We start from the raw sequence: 25,288 nt of genomic DNA, 5'->3' as shown, positions 1-25,288 counted from the left end.
TTATCTAACTGGTTTTTGTAACCTGTGCGGGAGCTATTCTAGCGGCTTTTCGCGCAGGGATATAGACTGCTAATGCACTCAATAGCCAAACACATAGCGCAACTACGGCAGCAAGCCAAGGCACTATCAGGCCTTGAATACGTAAGTTGGTTACAAAGTACTGGTTGAGCCACATTGCCGAAAATAAGCCTAGACTGATACCCACCAAAGCCAAAATGGAATTTTCCACGAGCAGCGTTTTCATTACCCTTGCTTGGCTCGCACCAAGTGCTCGGAGTACCCCAATTTCTTTTTTTCGCACAGAAATAGAAAACGAAACGAGGGCAATGATCCCAACACCTGTCACGAGGATAGCGATGGTACTGATCCCCATCATAATAAATGCGAAGGTGCTGCGGCCATCCCAAAGGCGTTTTTTGGCACGCGCTGCAAATTCTACTTGTTGAACTAAGCGGCCTTCTTCTTCAAATAGTTTGTTCTCAATGGTCTCAAAGATTGTATCGTCGGTATTTTCCAACACCTTGATTAAATAATTTACTTGGCTGTTGGTACCAAAGTGAGCCTCTGGAATAATCGCCGAGTGATACCAGCTGTTTGTGTAAGCCGCTACTTCACCTAACATCATGTCTTGGTAAGTCGCAATAACTTGATAAGGAAGACGGTCGTTATGAAGATAGACGGTTTGGCCAAGCGCACTTTGCTCAGGAAATAAAGCCTTAGCAAGTGCATTACTTATCATCACAACACTTGCTCTTTGACCTTCACTCGCGTGACCGAATATATACTCTGTATCGTAAAAATTACGACCTTGAGTCACCTGAATACCAAGCGTTTCAAGGCCTCCGGGTGTTTGTGCAAAAAGCGCAACGTTTTCACCTTGCTTATCTTCATCGAGTGTCGCGTTGGCAAAGTTACGCCCGTTCACTGTGGCTAGCACCAATTCGTTAGCGGCATAGCTGACGCTCTCAACACCAGCGATGGACTGTAGGGTTTGTAAATCGCGCTCAATGAGTGCGCCTTGATCAAGATTTTTATCGAAAACACGGGTATAGACATTGACTATCTGCTGCTCTGCAATATGTGAGGGGATCAGCCAATTTTGCAAGGTACGGTAACTAATAAAACTGGTATTACCGATAATGGTTACTGCTATGGCAATTTGTAAGGTGATCAGCAAAGAGATACTTTTATGTTTTAAAATGAGTTTTAAAATATGTTTAATCGCCATAAATTTACCCTCTTAATTGAGATGCAGGCGCAATGCGGCTGGCAGTGATGATAGGGAACAAGCCGGCAATCAAAATGGTGGCATAAATGCTAAGAGCTGCTTTGAGAGCAAACCAAATATCCATGTTGTAAAGTCTTTGTACTTGCTCTGCAACACCGACATAATCCATTGAATACATAGCTAAAAGGTACATGACATATAAGCCTAACTGTGCGCCTACTAAGCCTAAAGTAATGGCAATAGTTGCGCCGATTAATAGTTCAATGACTTGCAACTTGATGATGTACATTTTATTTGCACCGAGCGCTCGGTATAAAGACACTAACTTTGCACGATGTTGGTTTTTAGCGAGTAAAATCCCAACAGTGTTGACCAAGGTGATGGCAAAAAGCAGATAAGCAAAATTGAGATAAACACGTTCCCAGTCCATAAAGCTATAAATAGTGTCATGCAATAGCTTTAAGGATTGGACATAGTAAGGTTCACTGTGTGGGAAGCGCCCCTGACTCATTTGCTGTTGCGTATAATTCCTAAGCCATAGTGTTAATTGGTCCAATTGTTGTTGTGCATTATCAGTGCTGACTTGTGCCCAAGCATGCAGGAAACCACATTCCGCACTTTTTAACCCTGTCATGTTTGACTGACGGAACTGAGTGCGTAGCGGCTCTTCTTTAGTCATGCATGGCATGTAACCAACTCGAGGTAAGTTATTTGACATTGCATAATTCAAGGGAATGAAGGCAAGATCATTTTCTCTATTACTAAAGCTATTATTTTGAAAACGAAAAGTGTGATGCGATAAATCTACAACACCGACGACTTCTAGCTGTTGATTATTGATCACGACAAATTTGCCGACAGAGTTTTGACCTGCGAATAAATGGTCATTGGCTTTTTTCTCTAGCACTATGATTGCTGAGTCATTCATATTTTCAGGCCAAGGGCTGCCAAATAAAAATGGGGCGTCCATGATTGCAAAGAAGTGCTCATCTACTGCGGAGCCTGTTGCATCAAGGGGTCTTGCACTATTATCACTGAGATCCAAAATAAATGACGTGGTGTAATTAAAGCTCAGGTTTGCTAATGAGACTTCTTTTTGCTCAAAGGCCATCGATAGTGCTTGCGCATCAAGGTAAGTCATTGGCGGCGTTCTCAGAGCATGGCGTCTGTCGAATTCGCTGTCCATATAGTTAAGGCTGATATGATTAAGCTCGTTTAACTTATGTGACATAGCAGAACGGCCACTTTGATCTATGATGGTACTCATTGTGAGCAGTAAGGTAATGCCGATGACGAGGTTGACTATCATCAAGGTTGTTAATTTGGATTTTTGTTTAAACCCTTGCCATGCAAGGTGAAGTGCGTCTTTCATATATTCACCTATACCGCTAAATCTGTAAGTTGGCTTTTAGCAATATCACTGACTAGACCGTCTAAGATCTGGATATTACGGTGTGCGCGCTGTGCTAATTCATTGTCATGTGTCACCATGATAAGTGTGGTACCTTGGCGATTGATATCTTGCAATAGCTCCATGACTTGACGCGCCATCATGGTGTCCAAGTTACCTGTTGGCTCATCGGCGAGTAAAAATCGTGGTTTACCAGCAAGTGCCCTTGCAATGGCGACACGTTGCTGCTGGCCCCCACTTAGCTGGGCGGGGTAGTGGTTGGCACGGCTACCTAGACCGACCAATTCGAGGCTTTCTTCTATGCGTTGCTTTCGCTCTTTTTGATTGAGACCACGGAATATTAATGGGACTTCAATATTATCGTATAGGTTAAGGTCCGCAATTAGGTTGAAACCCTGAAAAATAAAACCAATTTTTTCATTTCTAAGTCTTGATAGGTGCTTGTCTGAGAGCTGACTAACATCTTCACCATCCAAGATATATTCACCTTCCTCAAACGTTTCTAATAAACCAGTGATGTTTAAAAAGGTTGTTTTGCCAGATCCCGACGGGCCGGTCACAGCGATAAACTCGCCTTCATCTACAGTGAGGTTAACACCACTCAGTGCATGTGTCTCGACTAAGTCTGTGCGGTAAATTTTGCTGATGTTATTCATTTTTAGCATGGGTTTATCCTTTTATTTTTATTCACTTAGTATGACTTGTTGCGCTTGTTGAAATGGTGCGAGGCTAGATATTACTATGGTATCACCGACCTGCAAGCCGCTTTTGATTTCAACTTCTCTGATACTTTTTACGCCTAACTGAATATCGGTTCGATGTGCACTGCCCTTACTGATTTTATAAGCCGTTGTTGCCGAGCCTGTTTCAATAAATGCACCACGGTCAACTTTGAGTATGTTTTTCTTATGGGAGATAATGATCTGAGCATTTACACGCTGATTTTGTCTCAGATTTTCAGGCTGTTGATCAAAGCGTATACGCCCTGAAACACGACCGTTTTCTACTTCAGGCGAAATGGCCATCAGTGTGGCTGAGTAGTACAGGTTATTAATTTGTACCTTTGCGCTTAAACCGATCCCTAATTCATCCGCTAAGTTTTCTGGGATATAGGCCTCCACTTCAAGTTCGCTTAAGTCAACTAATGACATCAGTTCAGTGTCTCTTTGAACATGTTGTTTTTGTTGCACACTTAAATTGCCGACAATGCCGCTCAAAGGGGAGGTCAAAGTCAGTGCGTTAACTTGCCTTTGTAGATCCGCAACAAGGTGACGTTGTCTATCCAAGTCAAGTTGGGTACTTTGTAATTCAAAACTCAGTTGCTCCTGTGAGAGCTTTAAGCTGTCGATTGCGTGGCGTTCATTGAGCTGCGCTCGTTTGAGCTCGACTACGGTCTGTTCGAGTTCCAGTTTGGAGATTATTTGCTTTTCAATACTGGCATTAGCACGGGCCATTTCGCTTTGTGCGGCTTCTAACTCTACTTTTGCCAGCTCCATGGCTTGTGTGTTGTCCAATTGTTGTTGCTTGATTGCGATCTGCTGACGCTTTACTTCCATTTCTATACGTCTGAGCGTGGCTTCCTCCTGTAGCAGCAGATTATGTAATTCTGGGCTGTCTATACTCGCCAATACTTGTCCTTCGCTGATGGTATCGCCAGCTTTGACGCGCAATGTCACAGTTCCAGAAGCAATTGCATACAGTGAAGGACTGACTGCGGCAAGGGTGCGACCTTCAACACGTATATCTTGGATCATATCACCACGTACCACCTGAGCTGTTTTGAGCTGTTGTGTTGATATCACTTGCTCCGCCGATAAGAGTGTAGAAAAGCTTTCATACGAGAACGCTACTGCGCTAATAAGTCCAATGGCCCCAATGCTTGAGAGCATCCATTTTTTGTTAGTCGCTCTCTTTGTGATCACCTTGTCCTGCTGAGATGTATTGCGGATCATAACGTCCGACTCCTTGAAACTATGTCGTTTTCATTCCTATATCAAGCTACGTGCCAATTTTTAAGTTATTGTATTTTAAGTTTTTTTTTGTGTTTTTTGCTATGGAGTGAATTGGGAGTCGGACGGACACCGGACAGTCCGCGGACAGTAAACTAAGGCGGACAGCGGACGCAATATGGCCTGTACAGCCAAAGGCTAAATAAGTACTCAGATTAATATTTACTAACGTTTGGCAGGCTTATGTGTGTTAACATTTGTACCTGTTTAGATTTGAATCTAAATGAGCTCTAAAGGAATTTACATGACAAAAATAAACAATAAATACACTCTGGTCAGTGCAGCAGTTTTGCTTGTTCTCTCAGGGTGTGGCTCTTCAAGTAAAGATAATCAATACAAAGATACACCGCCTTCACCCCCCTTACCTGAGGTAAATCAAGTTGCACTAAAAACTGTTTATGACGGCTGTAACGGTGATGAACGTTTGCCAAATGTGGATATTGTTTTTCATGACGCAAGTGGTGGCGTTGTGTCAACGCATAAGTCTGATGCGAACGGTGAATTTAAGGGGGCAATTCCCGATCAGGCCGTGCATTTGTCTGTGGTCGAGCCAAGGTATGCGCAACCGCAAAATAGAATGATTCGAACTTTCATGGATATAGATGGAGACGTTAACTTAGGTTCAATCTTGTTTATTCGTCCAGATAATGCGCCTTCATGTTCATTTGTGAGTCCCACATGTAGCTCAGTTTCATTGGAGACATCTAAATTAGACGTTGCTTATAAAGGTTATAAACTGATCACGAGTGAGGGGAATACTCGTATTTTGGGTCAAGCGGATTCAAATATGTACCCAATTACACTCAATGTTTGTGATGATCAAGATAACTATCACGTTGCGCTTATCTCTCCAGACAGTGCTTCTGCACAGGCGGCGAAGCTGTCAGACTTGGCCCCTAACGAGCAGAGATATTTACAAGGAGATGATTTTGCTTACGCGGGTGTTGCGGTCAATATTCCAGACTTGGAAAACTTGCACCACAGTAACATTAGTACTTTTGCGGCTCCAGGGTTCGAACAGCCCATTTTCAGCAAAATACCGTTTATTTTTCCAGAGTTGGAAGCTTTTCGATTTTATGATGCTGGGATAACCACTGATGTCACCATAAATACCGATAGGTATTTTATCTACAGTGGCTCTATGTCACGCATTGACGAAACCGGCCAGGTCCAACTTGAAGCGCCGATAGAAATTGATGATACACCTTTAGACATGTTGATGACTTTCAATAGTTTACAATACAGTTATGACTTTGCACATTTGGATGAACGGATCAATGAAGTGTTATGGAAAATTCAATTTACCGATGTAGCGTCTGACCTATATGACTGGCGGATCTCAGGGGATTTGGCAGGGAGTGTACCGTCTTTTGAATTTGGTCAGGTGTTAAACCAGAATAGTCTAGAGCTATCAAAATTATCGCATATTAGACTTGTTTTTTCTGGGCTCCCAGAGATTTCCACAGACCTCAATACGTATAGAACCAGAGTGGCTGATATGACAAAAGAAGGATATATGGATCACACTCAAATAGAAGCTCAATCGTATATTTACAAACATTATTTTCATACCAGCCACGATGATTAAGCGGCTATGCATTTTCGCTGCATAATCTGGCTTATGAATTAAAGAGTCATTGCTTAAAAAATAAAAAGGACAAAAATGAACAATAAATTATATGCTTTTCTTCCTGTGGTTGCTGCATTAACTCTTGCAGGATGTGGTTCTTCATCAAAAGAGGAACCCAGCCCGGTTGTTACTGAAAAACCGACTCCTGTTATACCTCCAGCTCTAAAAAGCATAGAGTTAAAAACTGTGTTTGAGGGGTGTGCTGGTGAAGAACCAAAATCGAATGTCAATATTGTGTTTCACGACGCATTAGGTGCGGTTGTTGGACAAGGAGCATCAAACGCAGAAGGAATATTTAAAGGAGATATCCCAGCAGAGGCTAAGCATATTTCTATTGTCGATATTGATATCAAAGAGGGATTGCAAATAAAAGATGGGTTGCAAATTAATGGTGAAGTCGTGACCCATATGGACATAGAAGATGGGTTAAATTTAGGCACAGTGAGTTTACATGTGCCTAAAAGCTATCAAGGGTGTGACGTACCTGCAGTATCACCATGCATTGAACTGCGAGTGGACTACACTGAGATACAAAGTGTATACCCTGATTACACTGTGGTTAATCAAAGGGGCAACATCCTTGGTTTGCATAACTCTGACAATTTAGATTCGGTGCCTGGCTTCACGGAAATTCAGAGCTGTGGTGAACATGATGCCTTTCAGTTTGCGTTAGTGTCACCAGATGGTACGGTTGCCAAAGCTGCGAGTGTTAAGCCCTCGCAATACTTTACATCATTGACTGTGAAATTAGTTGCTGAAGATTTTATATACGAAGGTGTGGCTGTTGACATGGCTAATTCAGAGTTTGAAGGTGAATCATCCATTACGTCTTATCAAAAAGAAGAGGTCGATTTAGAAGGAGCTTACCCATATAAAACTATTTTTTCTGCATCTACGACGGCGATGCAATTTATCTTTCCAGGTTTAGCTGAATATCACCAATACCGTGCATACTTGGATGAAGACATAGAAATTGGTGAATATGCGATTAGTAGTCGTCACTTTTCACGTTCGACTATTACAGAGTCTGGACAGTTTGACTTTGAGGCACCCATTCCCTTAACAAATAGTATTGCAGCCGATTTTTTACTTGGTAATGTGAACAACAGCTTTAGCTTTGATTATGACTTTAGCAATTTAGATGACCGACTTCGAGTGGTGAATTGGAATTTCTTTCCCACTAATGCAGCGGGTGAATCATTTGAGTGGAGTATTTTGAGTGATACATCTGGCACGATCCCGGAATTTCAATTTGGCACACTGTTAGATATTAATAGTGCTGATTTTGCTGTAATGGAAAACTTTGAAATTATGCTTTGGTCTCACCCCAATGGACCTGATGGTTTTAAAGCGTATAGAGAGTTTATACGACAACACAAATATGCCGATTTTGGCAAAGCAGAATACAAGTCTTTTGTACAAGCAATGTATTCGTTCAGAAAGCTTTGAGGAAGTGATTGTCTTAAAGGTGGCTTGGATGATATGCCAAACTGCCTTTAACCTTCAAATAGACTAGGTAACCAGAGCTCGTTGTCGTGGTTTTGACAATGAACACAGCGAGTGTACTGTGTAGAGTATTACTATAATCAATACCAATAAATTAACTCATGGCTTCGTCGGTCGCTCCTAAAAAGGGTAAGGTTGAGAAGGCAGGCTTTGTGGAAAGCATATTAGGCAGCTGAATTAACCCCAATAAATCCTGAAAGCTGTTATGAAGACGATACAATGTTTGGTAAAGCAAGTGTTAATTGATAAACCTACCCTTACCCTTTTTCTCTTGCCAATCTAGACGCCACCGCTTCACATTGAGATATTAGTTAGATACCAGTCCTGCTGTTGATAACCGTAGAGAAAACCTGTTCGATGAGCGCGCTGCTGTGCGAATGAGCTCGGTGCTTCTAAGGCATGAGAGCAGCCATTTTTTGTTGTGTGCGTTGAGAGGTATTTCGGATCATGATGTTTGATGCCTTGAAGCTATGCCGTATGTTTTCCTATATCAAGCTGTGTACTCACTTTTGAGTTTTTGTATTTATTTTTTTCTTTCTTCAGCAGGCAGCGGACGCTGTCTCATTGGTTTTTCAGTTGCAAATAATAGCATAGAGTAACATTTATTAACTTTTATAGGGGAGCCCTCGTGCTAAGGTTTGTTCCGATTTTGATTGGAATGATCCAGTTGTTTTAAAAGGAGATAAAATGAAAAAAATAAGCCTAAAACATGCGTTTGTTACCAGTGCGATACTTATGGCGCTATCTGGTTGTGGTTCTTCAGATAATGATACAGTGAGAGTAGTACCTGTGGAACCTACTCCAGACCTTGGTTCTGTATCACTCACAGCCGTGTTTGGTGGGTGTGCCACGGCAGATAGCCAAACTGATATAGAGATAATCTTTCATGATGAAAGCGGCGCGGTTGTCGCTACTGCGAATCCAGATGAAAATGGCGCTTATCAAGGTGATATCCCTGAAAACGCTAAACATATATCAGTTGTAGATACGATTGCTCGAGAAGATAGTCGTACGCCGCGAAAAATCTATACACATATGGATATATCAGGAGATGTCAATTTAGGCACCATGGTATTTGATTCACCGCAAGAGTGCAGTGCGGCCGCTGTAATACCTTGTCAGACCTACTTTGTTGATGTAGAAGACGCTGCAGTGGCCTATCCCGATTACATGATGGTAACAAAAGGCCTAGACTCCACTTTTTTGAACTATGCATATAAAGCGCCGTTAGGAGAATCTTTGAAAAAAGCACATCTTTGCCAAGGTGAAAAGTATATCCCATTTGCAGTTGTGTCTGATGACAAAGAGATAGTCAAACTTGCCCATGTTGAACCAAATGTCGATGCTAATATCGGAGTGTTTCAGCTGTTAGCTGAAGATTTTAGCCATGACGGGGTAGCCATCACGGCACCTGAGTTAGATGAGGGTGCAGACATAGTTATTGCTTTTTATATAAAAGGAAAACAAGAAACTGCGGGGTATGAGTTATTGTTTAATATGCCTGCATTCACAGCAAGTGCTATTTTTCCTGAATTAGCAGACTATTCACTGTACAGTGCCCGAGTGGTCGATGATATTGATTTAGATGTTTTCCAACTGATACGCACTAGTTATTCAGAATCTGCAATTTCCTCTGAAGGGGAAGTGAGCTTTACCAATCTGGTTGAATTAGATAATGGCCTAGGTCAGGCATTTTTGTCTGGTCATGACAGCAGCAATTTCAGCTTTAGCTATGACTTTAGCTCATTAGATGACAGATTGAAGCTGGTTGACTGGCAATTTTCGTTTTTATCCAGTGAAGGCGAAAGCTATCAATGGCATATTACTGGGGGGACGGCTGGCAACATACCAGAATTTAAATTTGGTAGCGTGTTCACTTCAGACAGTGTCGAGTTTAATGCGCTGTCATCATTTCAAATCAGTTTATCGGCATATCCAAAAGGTCCAACGGCATTGAATGATTACCGCACCTTTTTGGCGACTCAGGATAAAGACGACTTTTCAAAAACTGAAAATCAATCTTATATACAATTTGACTATAAATTCATAAATAAAAGTGGTCGTATTGATTAAATGCGATCAATTCTGAATTCTTGAAAAAGTGGTATTAAACAAGCTGGCTTGTAGTTTGATACCACGTCAAGCCATATTGAGCTAAACCATGTAATACAGCAAGCTGCATAAGTACTAACCAAATTGTAAATAGACTACTCCAAGACTTAGACATGCCTAAAATTCGATTAAAAATAAAGACTAACCAAGTGAATGACAGTATCACTCCCATTAGATGGTCAACTGCACTTATGGCATATAAGGTCGTGATTGTGGCAATGAATACAGCAAGTGCACAGCGCAGAATATTGCTGTAATCCGCTCCAATAAATTGAATGGTAACTTTGGCAGGTATGAGTGTAATGGCAAATAAAAGTGATAAGACTAAGAAAGCAGACTCTATGGGATAGTTTAAATCCATTTAACAATCTATAAAATATTAGTTTCCAAGTAAGGTAATTATTTCATATTACGGAGGTATAGGCTAGATTAAAGGGGCAAGCTCCAGCAAATTTATGATACTTTTCAGTGACGCTGTTTAATATCTCAAAGTTATAATTAGTACTTTAATATTGGTTTTTTTAAATTATCCATATTTTTTCCTTATTTCATACCCATAGTCAGTGCCGGTGACCTAGATCCAGTTAATTACCTGATTCTAGTACAGTTGTTTTTATTATCGGGATAGATATGTGATAAATGGAGTAGGTTGCCGACATAACCCCACACATCCTGGTAGTCGTTATGGAGGAACTGCAATGTTTGGAAAAAGCTACCGTCGATCGATAAATCTACTTTTACTCATCCCTCTGACAATATGGGGGTCCTCGCTTCACGCCAGCATACCCATAGAGTCTTCCGCGCCCACTCAGTTGATTGCTAAAGTGCGCTCTGCAACTGAAGTCGGGCTCAGTTGGCAGGCACCTATCGGTGTTGAAGGCATAACTGGTTATCGTGTGTTTCGTGATGGTAAACGTATTGGCCGCACTAAAATGACCTTTTTTGTTGACACGTCAGCGACCCCTAATTTTGTGCACAGTTATGATGTCGTGGCCGTGGCAAGAGCACAGGGGAGAAAAACCAGCCAACATTCCAATACCGATAGTGTAAAAACACTCAGCAATGATACCAATGATGGTATGCGTAATGGTTCGGTGATCAGAGTGGGGATTGCAAGGCTGGTGGATCACTGTGGTACTAATGATCTGGATGCAATACCAGCGCAAGCGCTGGACGCTTGTATGGATAAGCTGATCGAGCACTATACGCTCAAAACGGGCTTAGAAGATATGCAGGCTTATGTGGCGCGCTACCGTCGACAAGAAGACAGCCAAATGATAGAGCTTGGTAAACGCTTATTTTTTAGCAAAGCTTTAAGTCAGAACTTTGATACCTCCTGTGCTTCATGTCATCACCCTGCGCAAGGTTGCGGCAGTGATGGCTTATCGCTATCTATTGGCGTGAATGCTGAAGATGCTGATGTAATGGGGCTGGGCCGCAGTGATGGGATGACGGTTCCTGCTGTTGGCAGAAATTCACCGCCAATATGTAATTCTGCACTTTGGGTTGACAGTATGTTTTGGGATCAACGTGTACGGTTACGAGAAGCGAATCGAGACAGTGAGGTTGGGACTGTGTCCATGGCAGACATACAAACACCTGAGCTTGATGTAACGCGCTTAATGAATGAAGAAGTAGAAAGTTCAGATCCATTACGTTTGTTGATGGCACAGGCTCATTTTCCAATAACCGCCGCTGCAGAAATGGGTGACCCCAACGGCTTTGAATCGCCACAAGCTTACCGAGAGTTTATCGCACAGCGGCTATCCGATAATTGGAAGCCTCTCTTTGTCGCGGCGTTTGGAGATGAGCAGATAAATTTCTTGCGTATAGCGCGTGCTATGGCCGCTTACCAAGCGTCATTTATGTTCATAGATAACCCATTTTTTGATTATATCGATGGCGAGAAGCAAAAACTGAGTGAAGCGCAAAAACGAGGGGCTTTGTTTTTTTATACCGCCGCAGGTTGTGCAAATTGTCATGACGGTGTGATGTTTACACCTGAACGCACTCGCGGTCCATTGTACCCGCAAATTGGTATACATGGTGTCGCAGATGGAAACTTTAAAAACCAATTTAGAATGCCAAGCTTATTAAATGTGGGCATCACCGCGCCGTATGGAGACAAAGGGGTATTTGCCACATTAGAGCGTGTTATTGAGCATTACTCAGATGTGACAGGGTCGTTGGAGCGTTTTTATGGCAACCGCGAGACCTGTGGTTTACCGCAGTTTCAACACTTGAATGCTGAGCAATGCGAACTGGTTGTTGGTGAGGCAGGAAATTACGTTCTGGCATTAAATGCGCAAAATCGAGCGGCCTCAGATCGGGGGGACGATGCCATTATTCGTGGTTTTACTGAGACACAAATCAGCTACCTTGCAGCATTTTTGCATGCGTTAACTGACCCGGAAGCCTTAGCTGGTAGTAATGAAATTAATGCGCTTATTCCGTTTCGTGATGGTGGGCCGGATGGCCACCAGTTCGATGCCATAAACCGTGATGGAGGTGCGCTGTAATCACAACTTCAAGCAGGTGTATGAGTACACCTGCTATTTATATAAATCATTGAATTACTGTCTCGGCTGGCTTTTTATTCATCTTTTTTTGTTTTAGGATTGTGTACTAATAAGCAATTAATAGCTTGCAGCATTAAGGATAGTAGTGTGGTAGATTTTAATTCCGTTATTGAAACGTGGCATGATTTTTATTCCGTCTTGTCACAAGTCAGTGCAACGTTTGCAGGTTTGCTCTTTGTGAGTCTATCTCTGCGTCACGAGCTACTGAACCACCCTGAGTTTGTGCGGGTAAAACGATTGGCACAGCACACTTTTAAAGCCTTTCTATTTCTGGTGATATTTGCGTTGATATTTATCATTCCTAAGGCAGGGTTGCTGGGGACAACTATTCCTTTGTTCTTGGTTGCGCTCTATGCATTTGTTATTACTGCAAGAGGCCTACAAATTGAACTAAAAGATAAATGTGACTATGCCGTACAGGTATCAGGTGCGAGTAAAATCTACCTGCTTTCGATGTTAACTTACTTGATGTTTGGCATTGTTGCCGTGCTACTGTTTCTTGGCATTGATAAAGCACTCTATTTGGTTGTGGGGTTGGTCATATGGACACTTGCCTTGGTGACCACAAGTTCATGGAAGTTATTGGCAGAATTAAACGAAGATAATATGAATCAAAGTTGTCAGCAATCAAAGTGACCCACTTAATTAAAAAGCCCAGCTTTTAAACTGGGTTTTTTAACTTGCGTAGGTCGTGGTTATGGTGCTGTACTTAACTCAGCGTCAGTCTGGCTAATATCTTGTTGCACCTGTTCAGTTTGCTTCGCAAACTTCAACGCGCTATACCAACATAAGCTGGCAATCGAGATTAACATCACATCGACGATAACAAGATCTACCAACACCATATTTGACAACACATCACCAAATTGCAGGTAATTTGGTATATTGAGCAGTGCAGCCAAGGCATACAACAGCCCTGATAATTTTAACGTGTAGTGACAAAACATGGGTTGCTGCTTGATTAACAGCGACGCGACGATACTGATGAAAAAGCTGATATACACAATTGCTTGAATACTGGTCATACGCCCGGCTAGATCAAGTGGGATAACTTTTGCTGCAACAGCACCTAAGGCCAGTGCAATCATACACCCGATAAATGCCCCTGAGGTTAAACGAGTAACGAAAGTAAGGCTGCGTTCGCTTTGCTTTTTTTGTTTGGCGCGTTTGCTGATCCACATGAGATTACCAGTAACAATCACATAAGCGGTTGCCAGTCCTAGAATAAAAAAGGCAACCCGCATCCCATAACCGGCAAAGTCGCCAAAATGCAAGCTGGCAATCGTTGCAAGACCCCCACGCAAGTTGTTGTCGTAGTTGTCTGTGGTGATATAAATTTGCTGCTGATCTTTGAGGGTATAGCGTACATCCACTTCGTTAGAGAACTCATCATTACTCTTACCCATAAATACCAACACCGCATTTTCATCTCCGAAGTGCTCTATCATCATCAGTCTAAGCTTGGCATCACCCATTGCTTCCATGGCTCTCGGGTACAGCGCATCAATCCCCTGCATTGGCATACGTTTATCAGCTTCTTCAATATGAGGCTCATTAAATCCTGCAGCCTGTAGTACTTTTTCTTGGCTGCCTTGATACAAAATTAATGCGTATGAGATTTGATAGATGATCACAAGATTGAATACTAGGCCTGTGAATGCGTACATGATATGAAATGGTAAGCCCATGGTGCCAATTAGGTTATGGGCATCAAGCCATTTATCTTTGTTTGCGCCAAAGCGGTATTGATAAAAGTTTTTAAACAATTTACGCCAATGGATCACTACACCGCTGAGCAGGGCGACAAAAAAGAACAGAGTAATAATACCGACAAAGTATAAGCCAATGCGCCCAAGGCCTAAATCATAGTGTAAATGGTATACAAAATTGGCGTATTGAAAGTCATTGGCGTCGGCAATCACATCACCTGTCATGGGATCGAGCAATAAGTACATATCTTGGTGATCTTCACCAGTTTCTGGATGAGGCTCATCAAGCTCAACGGCAAAGTAGACCTGAACGAATGGGTTTCGCTCTGATGGCTCATATAAATAGAAGCCATGGTGCGTATCTACTTGGTATTGCTCATCGAGCTTAGCTAAGACGGTATCATAGGAGACCTGCTTGCCATGTGGTGCATGCTCACCTATCAAGGCTACTTTTTCCCAAGTGTCGATGTTCGCTCTAAACAGGCTGATTGAACCGGCAATAAATACGATAAACAAAACAAATGAAATGATGAGACCAATCCAAGCGTGTGCATTGGTGAGTGTCTTTAAAGTTTGGTTTTTCATCGTGTTATACCAGTAAAATAACGTTAAGGAGTGCAGAAGGGAGCAGCACTAAAAACATGTGCTTGGCGGCTTTAATTGCAGTGTCAAATGCGTACACCCAAACCATAACTCCAGCCCAAATAGGGAAGCCTAAAATGAGTCCGATGAGCAAGCGTGTATCTTCAGCAAAGGGTAAAATTAAGTTGGTATTAAGGGCCAACGAAATTGAAATACATAATCCTGCAAAAAAACCTAGAATAGTTTTAGGCCACATAAAGCGTCCCCCCAACTGTTGTACAAAGTACAACGAGTAACATCGATACAGACATAAACAGACGCTTGGACTTACCTGATAAAATTGTCACAGACACCAGCCCTAACATGAGTACCACAACGCTCGCTAAAAGTGCTGATACAAGTGGGAAAGTGTGCGCAAAAAGTGCGTTTGCAATCACGTACAAGGCTAAGGCAATCAGGTAGCCAACGGATTTATTCAGCGGCTTGTCCATTAAGCGCTGTTTTGGGCTAGATAGGTACAGCAGTAGAGAGGCTGCCCATATGGGGATAATAGCGAGAAAGCTCATGTAAATAAAAATCATTGTTATTTTGTTGTTTATTGTTTCAATAAGTGAATCAAATTTCAACAATAAAAGTATGAAGATCTTACAACCTAAGCCAAAGCAGCATGCAAAAATGTATTAAATGAGTGAAAAAGACCACAGTGTTCTTGTTTTTGGGTCGCTGGGATCTGGGCCGACTTCCGTTCCACCCATAAGTTTAAATGTGCTGACAAGCGGTGCATTGATGATCTGTGTTCTGCCAATCATATGACAGTAACCTTGCGCTTTTGCACCACTCAAAAAATACTCAGTTAGCTTGAATATTAAACCCATACCGAGCTTGGTTTTATGTAATTCCTTATTGATAATTATCATATCTGCATATAAGCCGGGTTTGGTATCACTTGGTAATGTTCTGGGAAATCCCCAAATGAGGCCAATGAGTTTTCCTTGGTCAAATGCAAGATAGCCTAAGCTATTTTGCTTAGATGAAAAGTAGTGTTGGGTACGAGAGGGGCTCCAAAATGACACCAATGAAGTATCACAAGTAGGGCAGCGTGTTTTGTTGTGGTATGTCCCTGTGTCTACACTGAATTGGTTGCCTTTACAGTGTGGACAAACATACCCCAATTGCACAACTGCGTCTTTTGTACAGTAGGCTTGATGAAGATAATCAGCCAATACATCAGCACCCCCAATAGACTCAACACTAAACGCTTTGTACTCAAGGTGAGCAACTTTACTGGTCATTTTTTTGATAAGCTTTTGTCTTTTGGTCATAAGTGGAAAGTGGTCTTTTTGGGTTGTGAGATTAATCGTAAGCTCTCTTGAGCTAACAATGTGATAGGGTCTATAGTTGGAATTTTTGCCAATGGCGGCAGATCTGTGCAACCGAGAATAATGAGTTCGGCACCCTGGGAAATAAGGCGCTCGGCAATACCAAGTAGCCTGTTAGATGTGTACTCAGAGCCTAACGCGTGTGCATTGGATACTTGAGACAGGATGAATTGATCAATCTGTCTTTGTTCAAATGAGGTTGGCAGCTCAATTGCTATACCATGTTCATTTAGGGTGTTTAAATATAAGCTTTGCTTTATGGTTTGTGAGGTCGCGAGTAATCCCACTTTTTTTATCTTATTACGAGCAAGAGAATTCACGGCAAGTTCAATGATGTTTAGCACAGGGATGGAGACATGCGATTGAATATCTGCAACAAAGCAGGTCAGTGTATTGCACGGTAAAGTAATTAAATCTGCCCCACCTTTGGCGAGTTCTTTGGCCGACTTAATTAGAAGTGGTCGATAGGGATCAAGTTTTGCGCCTTTGGTTAAGGCTGTTGCTTCCAAGCTGTAAGGGACGGGCAGGCTATCGAGTAATATATGAGGTCTATGCGCCAAGCGATTATTATGTTGTTGTAAGCTTAAATAAAACTGGGCACTTGCACTGGGCCCAACGCCGCCGATGATACCTATGGTATGCATAATCACAATTTTACCGTGTATAAATATTATTATTGGCGATTATCTATACATCTCCATCCAAGTCCATTACGTAAATATTACACCTCATTATCAAGTTGAAGGGCGTTTAATAGAATAGTATTAACTTTTATGTATATTTTATGTGAAAAATAGATGTTTTGTTTTAATTAAAACGATAGGCTATAACAGCGTAGGGTGATAACTGCGCAGATATATTTGTTCGTAATATTTACAAGGAGCTTAACATGAAATATATACAGGGTGCTTTGTTAGCCCTCTCTCTGTGCTTTTCGGCATTTGGGCAATCACGCGTGACGCAAGTAGAAAATGAGTGCGGACCCAGTGCTGTGGCCCAGCCTCAGCTAAACAAGTTTTGGCATGAAAATATGTCAGTCAATACAGGTCAAACGCAACCCAGTGAAAAAGCGGGTATCAGGTTTTTGGGCTTTGATATCACTGAAAATGGAAGTGAGAAAAATCTGACGGCTCGGTTTGCAGGTGGTGATGGACTTACTCTTGCATATGTTGACGTGTTTTCAGGTAATCATCCCCTAATGTGTGGTTCTGTTTTTCGTTCAGCACGTCAGAACAATTTTGCATGGGCCATCAATATGCCGCTTTCTGAGGTACCGGCGATATTAAATCAGGAGGGCGAACTCGAAATATGGATGGCCAGCCTTCATAACGTTAATGGTGTAGAGGAAGAGCGTATCAGTGAAATAACGTATGATAAACAAGCATTAATAGAGCTAGTTAATCATCACACTGACACTACTTTGCCTTATCAATTAACTATCGCACACCCAAGTGACTTAGAGACACAGCGTGGTCTAAACCACATTGTATATTGTCTCAATAGCCGCTTTTTCAATTGTGATTACTCTATTTATGAGCATCCAAGGGGTGATGATGCTCGATGGAATACAATTGGTATTGCGCTGCCATTTAAAGGCCAATTGACTTTAGATGGCTATGTTTCATCTATCCTTTATAAAGAAGACATCACCTCAGATATGAAGGTAATGGCAACAGATATTGGCCTATGGAATCGCGGTGTTTCTGAGCCACTTCAGTTAGGTGCATTACACCCAAATAGTAAAGCCTTTTTGTCACAATTTATGACGCTAAGCCATAGCGTAGACGCAGACTCGGGCAACATGAAGTCGACTATTGCATGGGATATCCCAATAGCGCATGGTGAATTTCTAAGCCATAGCACTTATGCCCGAGACTACAATACTTACCTTTTGTATAACTTTGCAGTACAAAGAAATCCATTAGGTAGCTTACAAGATGCATTGAATAATGGGTTTACCGAAGTGCAGTATCATACACAAACCAAAACGAGCAGTATTGCGATGACAGGGATATATGATTCATTAGACGGTGCTCTAAAACTTACTCCATTAACGGTGACATTCCCATAACTTATCAATGAGAGCAGGCAAAAGCCTGCTTCTCGCAAAGTGCGCCAAAAGGTCTTAGATGTCTTCAGAAGTGTTAGCTTTGTTTTTTCCGAGAGTGTGTAAGGTGTATTTTGGGCACTCAGTAGTGGGTGGGCTAAATCGCGTTTGTGTTCATGCAGCTGTCAATGGGCAACAAACTGACTGAATATCACGGTGTTGTGCTTATTTTCTCTCGGTGCTTACATCGCTCATTTATAGTGCCCCTATTTTGCCTCTTTTATTAATATTCTCTCCTCCAAATTATAAGAGGTGGGTATGGTACCTATTAGTATATGAAGTCTATGAGGCGGGTGATTATCTGTATATTTACGCCCAAGCACGCTACGCAAATTTTTATATATCACCAATGACTTAAAGGTGATTACGTAGAATAGTATTAAATTAAATGTTTGCTTTATGTGAATTGTAGGAGTTTTATTTTAATCAAGACGATAGGCTATATAAACGCAGATTGAAAACTGCGCAGATATATTTAATCGTAATACTTACAAGGATCTGAACATGAAATATATACAGGGTATTGTGTTACTCTATGCGTTTTGCTTTGCTTCATTTGGACAATCAAGAGAGATACCGGTAAGAAATATGTGCGGACCCAGTGCGCAGATGCAGCCTGAGTTAAATCAGTTTCGGCATGACACTATGTCAGCTAATACAGATCCATTTCAGCCTACTGAAAAAGCAGGGGTAAGATTTTTGGGATTTGACGTCACCGAAAGCGCGGGTGGGAAAAACCTGACTGCTCGCTTTGCGGGTCAAGACGACCTTGCATATGCCTTTGTTGAGGTATATTCGGGAGATTTCCCCCTGCTGTGTGGCGAAATCTGGGGATCTGAAGATGAAAAGAATCTCGCATGGGCAATAGATATTGATCTTTCAGCTGTACCCACGAGGTTAAACCCTGAGGGTGAAGTAGAAATATTGCTATTTAGTTATCACCATGCGAATGGTGAAGATGAAGAGCGCTTCCGCGCAGTTGCTTATGATAAACAAGCGTTATTAGCGCTCGTTAATCATCGCTCTGAAACGACCTTACCTTATCAATTAAATATCGCACACCCTAGTAACTTGGTGCCAGGGCCGCCCATGGAGGGGGTAATTTATTGCCTCAACAGCAATCATCAATTTTGTGACTATTCCCAACATAGACACCCCAAATTCGCTGATGACCCTTTGGTAATACATGGTATTGCGGTGCCTTTTAAAGGCCAATTTACCTTAGATGGGTATGTATCATCTATTCTTTATAAGGAAGACATCACACTGGATATGAAGGTGATGGCGACAGATTTTGGCATATGGCATGGGTCGGTTTCTGAGCCATTCCAGTTAGGCGCATTGCACCCTAATAGTAAAGCCTTTTTGTCACAGTTTATCACGCTGAGTCATAGTGTGGATGCGGAAACAGGGGAAGTCCAATCGACAATCGCATGGGATATTCCCATAGAGCATGGCGAGTTTCTAAGTACTAAAACGTATGCCCGTGATTACAATACGCATTTGTTGTATAACTTTGCCGTGCAAAAAAATCCTTTGGGTAGCCTTCAAGATGCACTTAGGAGTGGGTATACCGAAGCGCAGTACCATGCACAAACGAAAACCCGAGCCATTGCGATGGCAGGGGTATATTTGTCAATTCATGATACTTTAAAGCTAGGCCCGTTAATAGTAACTTTTCCATAAGTTTTAGATAAGAGCAGGCAACAGCCTGCTCTATCAAAGCGCAGACAGAAAGGGCCTTAGAGGGTATCTTTCAGTAGTTCTAGGACTTCTCTTACTGAGAGTGTGTAAGTCGTATCTTGGCCGCTCAATAGCTGCTGGGCTAAGTCGCGCTTTTGCTCATGCATGGCAATGATCTTTTCTTCTATGGTTTGCTGTGCAATCAAGCGATAAATGGTTACAGGTCGAGATTGTCCAATACGATGTGCTCTATCTGATGCCTGTGCTTCAACCGCTGGATTCCACCAAGGGTCCATGTGGATCACATAATCCGCGGCCGTGAGGTTAAGCCCCGAGCCGCCGGCTTTGAGACTAATTAAGAATACCTCACCTTCACCGCGCTGAAATGCATTAACACGTGTTTGGCGCTGCGCCGCAGGCGTTGAACCATCTAAGTATTGATAATTCACACCTCGTGTTTTTAAATGTTGCTCTAACAGCTGTAAATGGCCGACAAACTGACTGAATATCAGAGCCTTGTGACCATTTTCTCTTAACTCTTGTAATAGCTCATCTAATTTGTTTAATTTGGCACTTCCCAAGCCTAGCTCTGGAGCCACCAAATTGGGGTTGCAGCAGACTTGGCGCAGTTTGGTCAGCTCAGCAAGCATCGCCAAGTGTTGAGATCCTGCATCTTGTTGTTCATTGGCCTGTGCGATATTGGCAATGGCGTTTTGACGCAGTGCCTCGTAAAGGGTGTGCTCTTCATCGCTAAGCTGGATCGGGACATTGATTTCGGTACGTGGTGGCAGCTCCGTCAGTACTTGATGTTTCATGCGTCTTAAAATGAACGGTTGCAACAAGGTTTTTAAGTTTTGCTGTGCATAGCGCGCTGCAATCGGTTTGTCTTCTTTGCTCTCTATGGGTTGAATGAATCGTTCAGAGAAACGCTTTAGATTACCCAATAGCCCAGGGTTAACAAAACGAAATAATGACCATAATTCTACCAAGTTATTCTCAATAGGCGTGCCTGTGGTGATCATTTTAAACTGCCCTTTGAGTGCACAGGCTGCTTTGGCGCGCTGTGACAGCGGGTTTTTGATGGCTTGTGCTTCATCTGCCACGATACAAGACCAATTAATACTTTTGAGCAGTTCAAGGTCGCGCACCAATAAGCCGTAACTGATGATCACGACATCCTGTGTTTTGAGTTGTGCAAGCAATGCTGCTCGGGCGTCACCGGCACCATAGTGTGACAGCAACTTTAATCTGAGTGTGGGGGCAAATTTCGTTGCTTCTTGCTGCCAATTAAAGCATACCGAAGTCGGCGCGATGATTAAGCTTGGCCCTTCTTTTGCCCTTGCGAGTAGCACAGCCAGAGATTGTAGTGTTTTACCAAGGCCCATGTCATCGGCAAGACACGCACCTGCTCCCCAATGTGCCAGGCGCATGGCCCAGTCAAAACCCGTGTGCTGATAATCGCGCAGTGTTGCGTTTAAGTCAGCTGGTGGGGTTACTTTAAGCGTATTGGCCTGATGCATTTTTTGTGATTGCTCTTCCCAAGCTGGCAGGGTTTTCATGCGCATACCTGTAACAGCTTCAGAGACAATGGGGCTGGCAAGCGGGTGAAAGCGACCTTGCTCAGTGCTTTGATTGAGCTGTATTAACTTTTCATGCAAGGCGTGAGACAGTGCCACGACCTGCTGCCCACTGAGCTCGATAAATCGGCCATGGCTTTGCTGAACCAGTTTTAGTAGTTCTTTAAGTTCGATGACTTGTTGATCATTAATTTTTAGCTCGCCATTTAAGTCAAACCATTGGTTTTTCTTAGAAATGGCCAGCTGCAAATGTTGTGATTCCAAAGGTTTCGATAAATTGATTTTTTTCCCTTTGGGCCAACGAATTTTAACCTGTAAGGGCGGCGAGCTTTGTAAGCCTAGTTCTAACTGTTCAAGGGCACAAAGTGCATCTTGTAAATCAGCAATGCACAAGCGGTTATCAGCCATGGCTAAAAAGGCAGGGCAATGGGCATCTAAGCTGTCGAGCAGTTCTTGTTCTTGGGCCAAGTTGCGTTTCGTAGCGATCCGTTTGCCTTCAATTTCAGCACTGATACTCGCATTGCCAACACCTGGGTGGAATGCGGGCCCTAAATCGCCAAACGGCATACTCAGGCAGTGAAATTCTAACCCTTGTTGATAAGGACTCACGTTGATGATGAGATGAGCTTGTGGCTCAACCGTTTCTAACCCGATCTCTATGTCACTCACTTGAGAGGCGATATTCAGTAGCGGCGCAATGGCTGCGATGCTGGCAATCAATTTTGGCTTGGCTTGTTTTGGTATAAGTAAGCCATTTTCACCAATGATGTGCGCAATTTTCAGATGTTGCTTATCAAAGTAAGTAAATGCATATTGATGCGATGTAATGGGCTTTATGGCATAGACCGTTGAGTACTTTGCAAAATCATTGGGTAAATCAGTCAAGCTAAGCAGCAGTTGCTCCCCACATGTCGTGATGGCGAGTTGTGCTGGAGACTCGATGATGTCCAGAGGCTCGTTCAAATCGTTGGCAGTAAATACATTGGGTGCCAGTGCTGCAGCACGGAGCGCTTCAACGCTATTGAGATGATAGGTGGTGTCTTGCCAATGTTTGTCGATGGACATGGCATCGATAACGGCCAAATCTGATGTCGTTAAATAGGTCAAGTCTTGCTGATTTTGATACAGCGTTTCAAGCGGCATGGCTTTGCCTTTGCTCCAACCATTAGGTTGGCGTTTTTGCACTTTTGCTTGAAACGAAGCTTTACCATTGGCGATATCAAGTAGCCAAATCAAGCGTTCACTGGCTGTTGAGTCAGCGTCATCTGATATGGCTTCTTTTGGCGCAAGCGCGAGCAATCTATCTAGGGCGAGATCCCATTCAGACTGCTGTTTAATCAGTGTTGCGAAGTTAAGACTCAGCCCACTCTCTTTATGTTCATTCGCCACAGCGGTGTATAACTGATCGGCCATACCGGTAAATAAGCCCAATGTCGCGTTACTAAAAAAAGCGCGACATGCTTGCAGTCTTTCTAGATGTTGTTCATTGAGCGATTGCTTACACCAGTGCATCGCCAACAGTGACAAGAGCTGACATGCGTAATAATCCAAAGGACGATTTTGCAAGTCCCGTTCATGCTCTACAAACTGGCTAATAAAGGGGGCCGCAGTCAATAAAGATTCACTCAAGCATTCAAATAATTGGCCAATATAGTAATTCGATTTATTCCCTTTTTTATCAGATAGTTGGTTACTCGCAAGGGACATGGCTTGCTGTGTATGATCATTGTTACTTGATGTTGACGCCAAAAGGGCTATGAGGTGGAGCCAGCCAAAAACACCGTCTAAATAAGGCGCTTTTTTCTTGGAATATTTTTGCTGTGCTTGAAATGCACTATTAAATTGCTGACATGCATGATCGCTTTGGTTGTTGAGCAGTAAAAAGCTAGCTTTAAGCTGCAGTGCATAACTGGTTATATCGTTAGACTTTATTAATTGTTGTGCTTGGCCTATTTGGTTATCGAGTAGCAAAGTTTCACTGAGTAAAAAGCGCAGGTTTCTATTATTTGGGCAGTGCTTTTGCGCTTGAATAAGCAGCTTAAGCGCAACATGGTTATTGATACCAAATTGCCTTTGGTTGGTGAGTAATGTGGCAAATGCTTGGTATTGCATCTCTTCTGGTAACTCAGCAAACGTATCCAGTTGGAATGGGAAAAAAACAAACTGCACCAATGCACTGTTATTTTGTGTGTTTACTATTTGCGGGTTTTTGTGAAAAGCCAATCGTGCTTTTGCTTTAGGTAGCTGGCCAAGTAACAAAAAGTCGCGAGTGAGACGATTTTCATCTTCTGGGTCTCGCTCCCACTCGTAGGCATTGAGCACTGGGATAAACTCTTCTGCATATTTTAATATTGGTAACAATCGCCCAAGCTTTTGTGCATGCTGAGTTACAAGGTTAGCGATAAGTGGGTTTATCCGTACATTGAGGTGCTCAACAATAGCCAGCTGCTTTGCTTCTAATAGGGTTGTCAGTTCTGAGCTAAGTGCAGAAACAGGCCTACCTTGTGCGATGACTTTTTGCTCTGTTAAACGCTTTAATATTTGCTTTATTTTTATGGTAGACGCCGACCTAAAAACCACTGCAAGCACTTGCACCAGTGTTTGGTAGTCTTCATCAAGTGCTAAATAGTCTTGATAGAGTCGCTCTATGATGGCATTGGTATCTGTTGTGAGAGTGAGTGGGCGATTAAGTGAGTGCAAGAGTATTCCTAAGCGTACAGACTGACGCAGGGAAAGTACCAAATGGTCGTCAATGTCACAAGCTTTATGAGGGACTAAAAGTGATAGATATAAAAGGCATTTTGCCCGTCTTTTGCTGTCGTATCGAGATGAAAGTCACACTTCTCAAGTGCGCGAACAGAGCTTTTATTATGTGGGTCTACTCCAGCAATTACGGTTTTAATGCTGGTGGTGTGTGCTAAATAAGTCATTAGCCCAGATAAAAGCTCGCTGCCAAATCCCTGTCCCCAAGCCTGTTCAGCGATTAAGTACCCTATGTGTGCTGTGTCACCAGAGCGGTGGACTATGGATAATCCAATTGGTAGAGAGCGGTCTATGAGTGCGGTTTCACTGCTCATCGCTATGAATACATCAGCTTCTTTGAGCTTGTCATTGAGCCATTGCACTGAATGCTCATCTAGCGGCGGTGATTGCCACTCTTTAGGTAAAAATGCAGTGACAGCTGGGGTGAGTATGTGCGTAATTTGCTGAGCATGATTTGGCTTTGATAATAAAGATTGGCAATGATACACAGAGAGTCTTTGCGTAGTGAATAAAGAGGACATCTGGTTAGCTCCCCAAAAGCGGCAGTATCAGTGCCGCAAGCTTGGTTTATTAATAAAGGTTAGTTACTTTCTGACTTTAATGCACTTATTGTTGAGATTGCTTAAACGCCATCATTTTTTGGTGACCTGTGAGTGCCGGACCTGCGAAGGCTTTTAATAGTAGGCTGCCTACGTAAATGAAAAGGGCGGTTACCAATGCATCCAAAAACCAGGCTATAGGTATTGCTGTTACCCCTAAAAATTCAGGCATATTTTGCAGCACGGGTAAGGTTGCTTGCTGAGTGAGCGCATGCAGCGCTAAGGAGACCCAAAAACCAAAACAGTATGGGCAATGCCATGCTTCATAAAGGTATGCAAGTGGTTTAGGGAGTTTATCGACGAGCGTGTTAAACCACGTTCCCCAATCAGGCAGCTTTTCCCAGATCAGAATATGTAATGTCAGTCCCATCAAAGCAATGGAAAAGTTTATTGTCATTGGAGAGTCAACCATAA

Annotated in this window: 20 protein-coding genes; 7 read left to right on the top strand and 13 right to left on the bottom strand. The window is 42.6% G+C overall.

Annotated elements, in window-relative coordinates; all coding sequences use genetic code 11:
• Nucleotides 1-4 precede the first annotated feature (4 nt).
• From N473_RS18670 to N473_RS18655, 4 genes are read right to left on the bottom strand one after another with little or no spacing between them, the layout of a single operon-like run.
• Nucleotides 5-1,228: an ABC transporter permease gene (locus N473_RS18670; RefSeq protein WP_063369225.1), complete on the bottom strand. Its 1,224-nt coding sequence runs from the start codon at nucleotides 1,226-1,228 to the stop codon at nucleotides 5-7.
• Between the two features lie 4 nt (nucleotides 1,229-1,232).
• Complete coding sequence (locus tag N473_RS18665; protein ID WP_063369224.1) at nucleotides 1,233-2,600, bottom strand: ABC transporter permease; 1,368 nt, start codon at nucleotides 2,598-2,600, stop codon at nucleotides 1,233-1,235.
• 8 nt (nucleotides 2,601-2,608) lie between these two features.
• On the bottom strand, nucleotides 2,609-3,304 hold the full coding sequence (locus N473_RS18660) for an ABC transporter ATP-binding protein (RefSeq protein WP_063369223.1): 696 nt from the start codon (nucleotides 3,302-3,304) through the stop codon (nucleotides 2,609-2,611).
• An 18-nt stretch (nucleotides 3,305-3,322) separates the two neighbouring features.
• Nucleotides 3,323-4,591 (bottom strand): efflux RND transporter periplasmic adaptor subunit, encoded by a 1,269-nt coding sequence (locus tag N473_RS18655; protein WP_063369222.1) that lies wholly within the window; start codon nucleotides 4,589-4,591, stop codon nucleotides 3,323-3,325.
• A 301-nt stretch (nucleotides 4,592-4,892) separates the two neighbouring features.
• On the opposite strand from N473_RS18655, the gene N473_RS18650 reads away from it, so the two are divergent.
• From N473_RS18650 to N473_RS18640, 3 genes are all read left to right on the top strand, one after another.
• Nucleotides 4,893-6,236, top strand: coding sequence for a hypothetical protein (locus N473_RS18650; protein WP_063369221.1), 1,344 nt, complete (start codon nucleotides 4,893-4,895; stop codon nucleotides 6,234-6,236).
• Nucleotides 6,237-6,311: 75 nt separating this feature from the next.
• Entirely contained in the window at nucleotides 6,312-7,727 is a 1,416-nt protein-coding gene (locus tag N473_RS18645; RefSeq protein WP_063369220.1) for a hypothetical protein, read from the top strand.
• 744 nt (nucleotides 7,728-8,471) lie between these two features.
• Entirely contained in the window at nucleotides 8,472-9,857 is a 1,386-nt protein-coding gene (locus tag N473_RS18640) for a hypothetical protein (protein ID WP_063369219.1), read from the top strand.
• A 34-nt stretch (nucleotides 9,858-9,891) separates the two neighbouring features.
• Here N473_RS18640 and N473_RS18635 read toward each other — a convergent pair whose 3' ends face one another.
• Nucleotides 9,892-10,257 carry a hypothetical protein gene (locus tag N473_RS18635; RefSeq protein ID WP_063369218.1) on the bottom strand — a complete coding sequence of 122 codons (366 nt, stop codon included), beginning with the start codon at nucleotides 10,255-10,257 and terminating at the stop codon, nucleotides 9,892-9,894.
• Between the two features lie 337 nt (nucleotides 10,258-10,594).
• On the opposite strand from N473_RS18635, the gene N473_RS18630 reads away from it, so the two are divergent.
• Both N473_RS18630 and N473_RS18625 read left to right on the top strand, forming a co-directional pair.
• Nucleotides 10,595-12,415, top strand: coding sequence for a cytochrome c peroxidase (locus N473_RS18630; protein WP_063369217.1), 1,821 nt, complete (start codon nucleotides 10,595-10,597; stop codon nucleotides 12,413-12,415).
• Nucleotides 12,416-12,562: 147 nt separating this feature from the next.
• On the top strand, nucleotides 12,563-13,111 hold the full coding sequence (locus tag N473_RS18625) for a hypothetical protein (RefSeq protein ID WP_039608780.1): 549 nt from the start codon (nucleotides 12,563-12,565) through the stop codon (nucleotides 13,109-13,111).
• Nucleotides 13,112-13,170: 59 nt separating this feature from the next.
• Here N473_RS18625 and N473_RS18620 read toward each other — a convergent pair whose 3' ends face one another.
• The 5 genes from N473_RS18620 to N473_RS18600 all read right to left on the bottom strand — a co-directional run bounded on the left by N473_RS18620 (nucleotide 13,171) and on the right by N473_RS18600 (nucleotide 16,789).
• The gene (locus N473_RS18620) at nucleotides 13,171-14,769 is read right to left on the bottom strand and encodes a PepSY-associated TM helix domain-containing protein (protein ID WP_063369216.1); all 1,599 of its coding nucleotides are present in this window, start codon (nucleotides 14,767-14,769) and stop codon (nucleotides 13,171-13,173) included.
• Between the two features lie 4 nt (nucleotides 14,770-14,773).
• The gene (locus N473_RS18615; protein WP_039608781.1) at nucleotides 14,774-15,022 is read right to left on the bottom strand and encodes a hypothetical protein; all 249 of its coding nucleotides are present in this window, start codon (nucleotides 15,020-15,022) and stop codon (nucleotides 14,774-14,776) included.
• Nucleotides 15,012-15,332 carry a hypothetical protein gene (locus N473_RS18610; RefSeq protein WP_063369215.1) on the bottom strand — a complete coding sequence of 107 codons (321 nt, stop codon included), beginning with the start codon at nucleotides 15,330-15,332 and terminating at the stop codon, nucleotides 15,012-15,014. The genes N473_RS18615 and N473_RS18610 overlap by 11 nt, the downstream gene beginning before the upstream one ends.
• A gap of 114 nt (nucleotides 15,333-15,446) precedes the next feature.
• Entirely contained in the window at nucleotides 15,447-16,088 is a 642-nt protein-coding gene (locus N473_RS18605) for an N-acetyltransferase (RefSeq protein WP_063369214.1), read from the bottom strand.
• Nucleotides 16,085-16,789, bottom strand: a complete 705-nt coding sequence (locus N473_RS18600) for an aspartate/glutamate racemase family protein (protein ID WP_063369213.1) — start codon at nucleotides 16,787-16,789, stop codon at nucleotides 16,085-16,087. Before N473_RS18600 ends, N473_RS18605 begins: the two co-directional genes overlap by 4 nt.
• A 245-nt stretch (nucleotides 16,790-17,034) precedes the next feature.
• Here N473_RS18600 and N473_RS18595 point away from each other — a divergent pair, with 245 nt between their 5' ends.
• Nucleotides 17,035-18,216, top strand: a complete 1,182-nt coding sequence (locus N473_RS18595; protein ID WP_063369212.1) for a hypothetical protein — start codon at nucleotides 17,035-17,037, stop codon at nucleotides 18,214-18,216.
• A 540-nt stretch (nucleotides 18,217-18,756) separates the two neighbouring features.
• On the top strand, nucleotides 18,757-19,938 hold the full coding sequence (locus tag N473_RS18590) for a hypothetical protein (protein ID WP_063369211.1): 1,182 nt from the start codon (nucleotides 18,757-18,759) through the stop codon (nucleotides 19,936-19,938).
• Between the two features lie 56 nt (nucleotides 19,939-19,994).
• On the opposite strand, the gene N473_RS18585 is transcribed toward N473_RS18590, so the two are convergent.
• From N473_RS18585 to N473_RS18575, 3 genes are all read right to left on the bottom strand, one after another.
• Nucleotides 19,995-24,212 (bottom strand): DEAD/DEAH box helicase, encoded by a 4,218-nt coding sequence (locus N473_RS18585; RefSeq protein WP_063369210.1) that lies wholly within the window; start codon nucleotides 24,210-24,212, stop codon nucleotides 19,995-19,997.
• Between the two features lie 74 nt (nucleotides 24,213-24,286).
• Nucleotides 24,287-24,796: a GNAT family N-acetyltransferase gene (locus tag N473_RS18580; RefSeq protein WP_063369209.1), complete on the bottom strand. Its 510-nt coding sequence runs from the start codon at nucleotides 24,794-24,796 to the stop codon at nucleotides 24,287-24,289.
• Nucleotides 24,797-24,881: 85 nt separating this feature from the next.
• Nucleotides 24,882-25,286, bottom strand: a complete 405-nt coding sequence (locus tag N473_RS18575) for a hypothetical protein (protein WP_231099595.1) — start codon at nucleotides 25,284-25,286, stop codon at nucleotides 24,882-24,884.
• Nucleotides 25,287-25,288: the final 2 nt, after the last annotated feature.

The organism is Pseudoalteromonas luteoviolacea CPMOR-1 (genome assembly GCF_001625685.1).
GTDB classification, from domain to species: Bacteria; Pseudomonadota; Gammaproteobacteria; order Enterobacterales; family Alteromonadaceae; genus Pseudoalteromonas; species Pseudoalteromonas luteoviolacea_K.
Note: the sequence above shows the minus strand (reverse complement) of the source record. Positions and strands in the feature narration are given on the sequence as shown.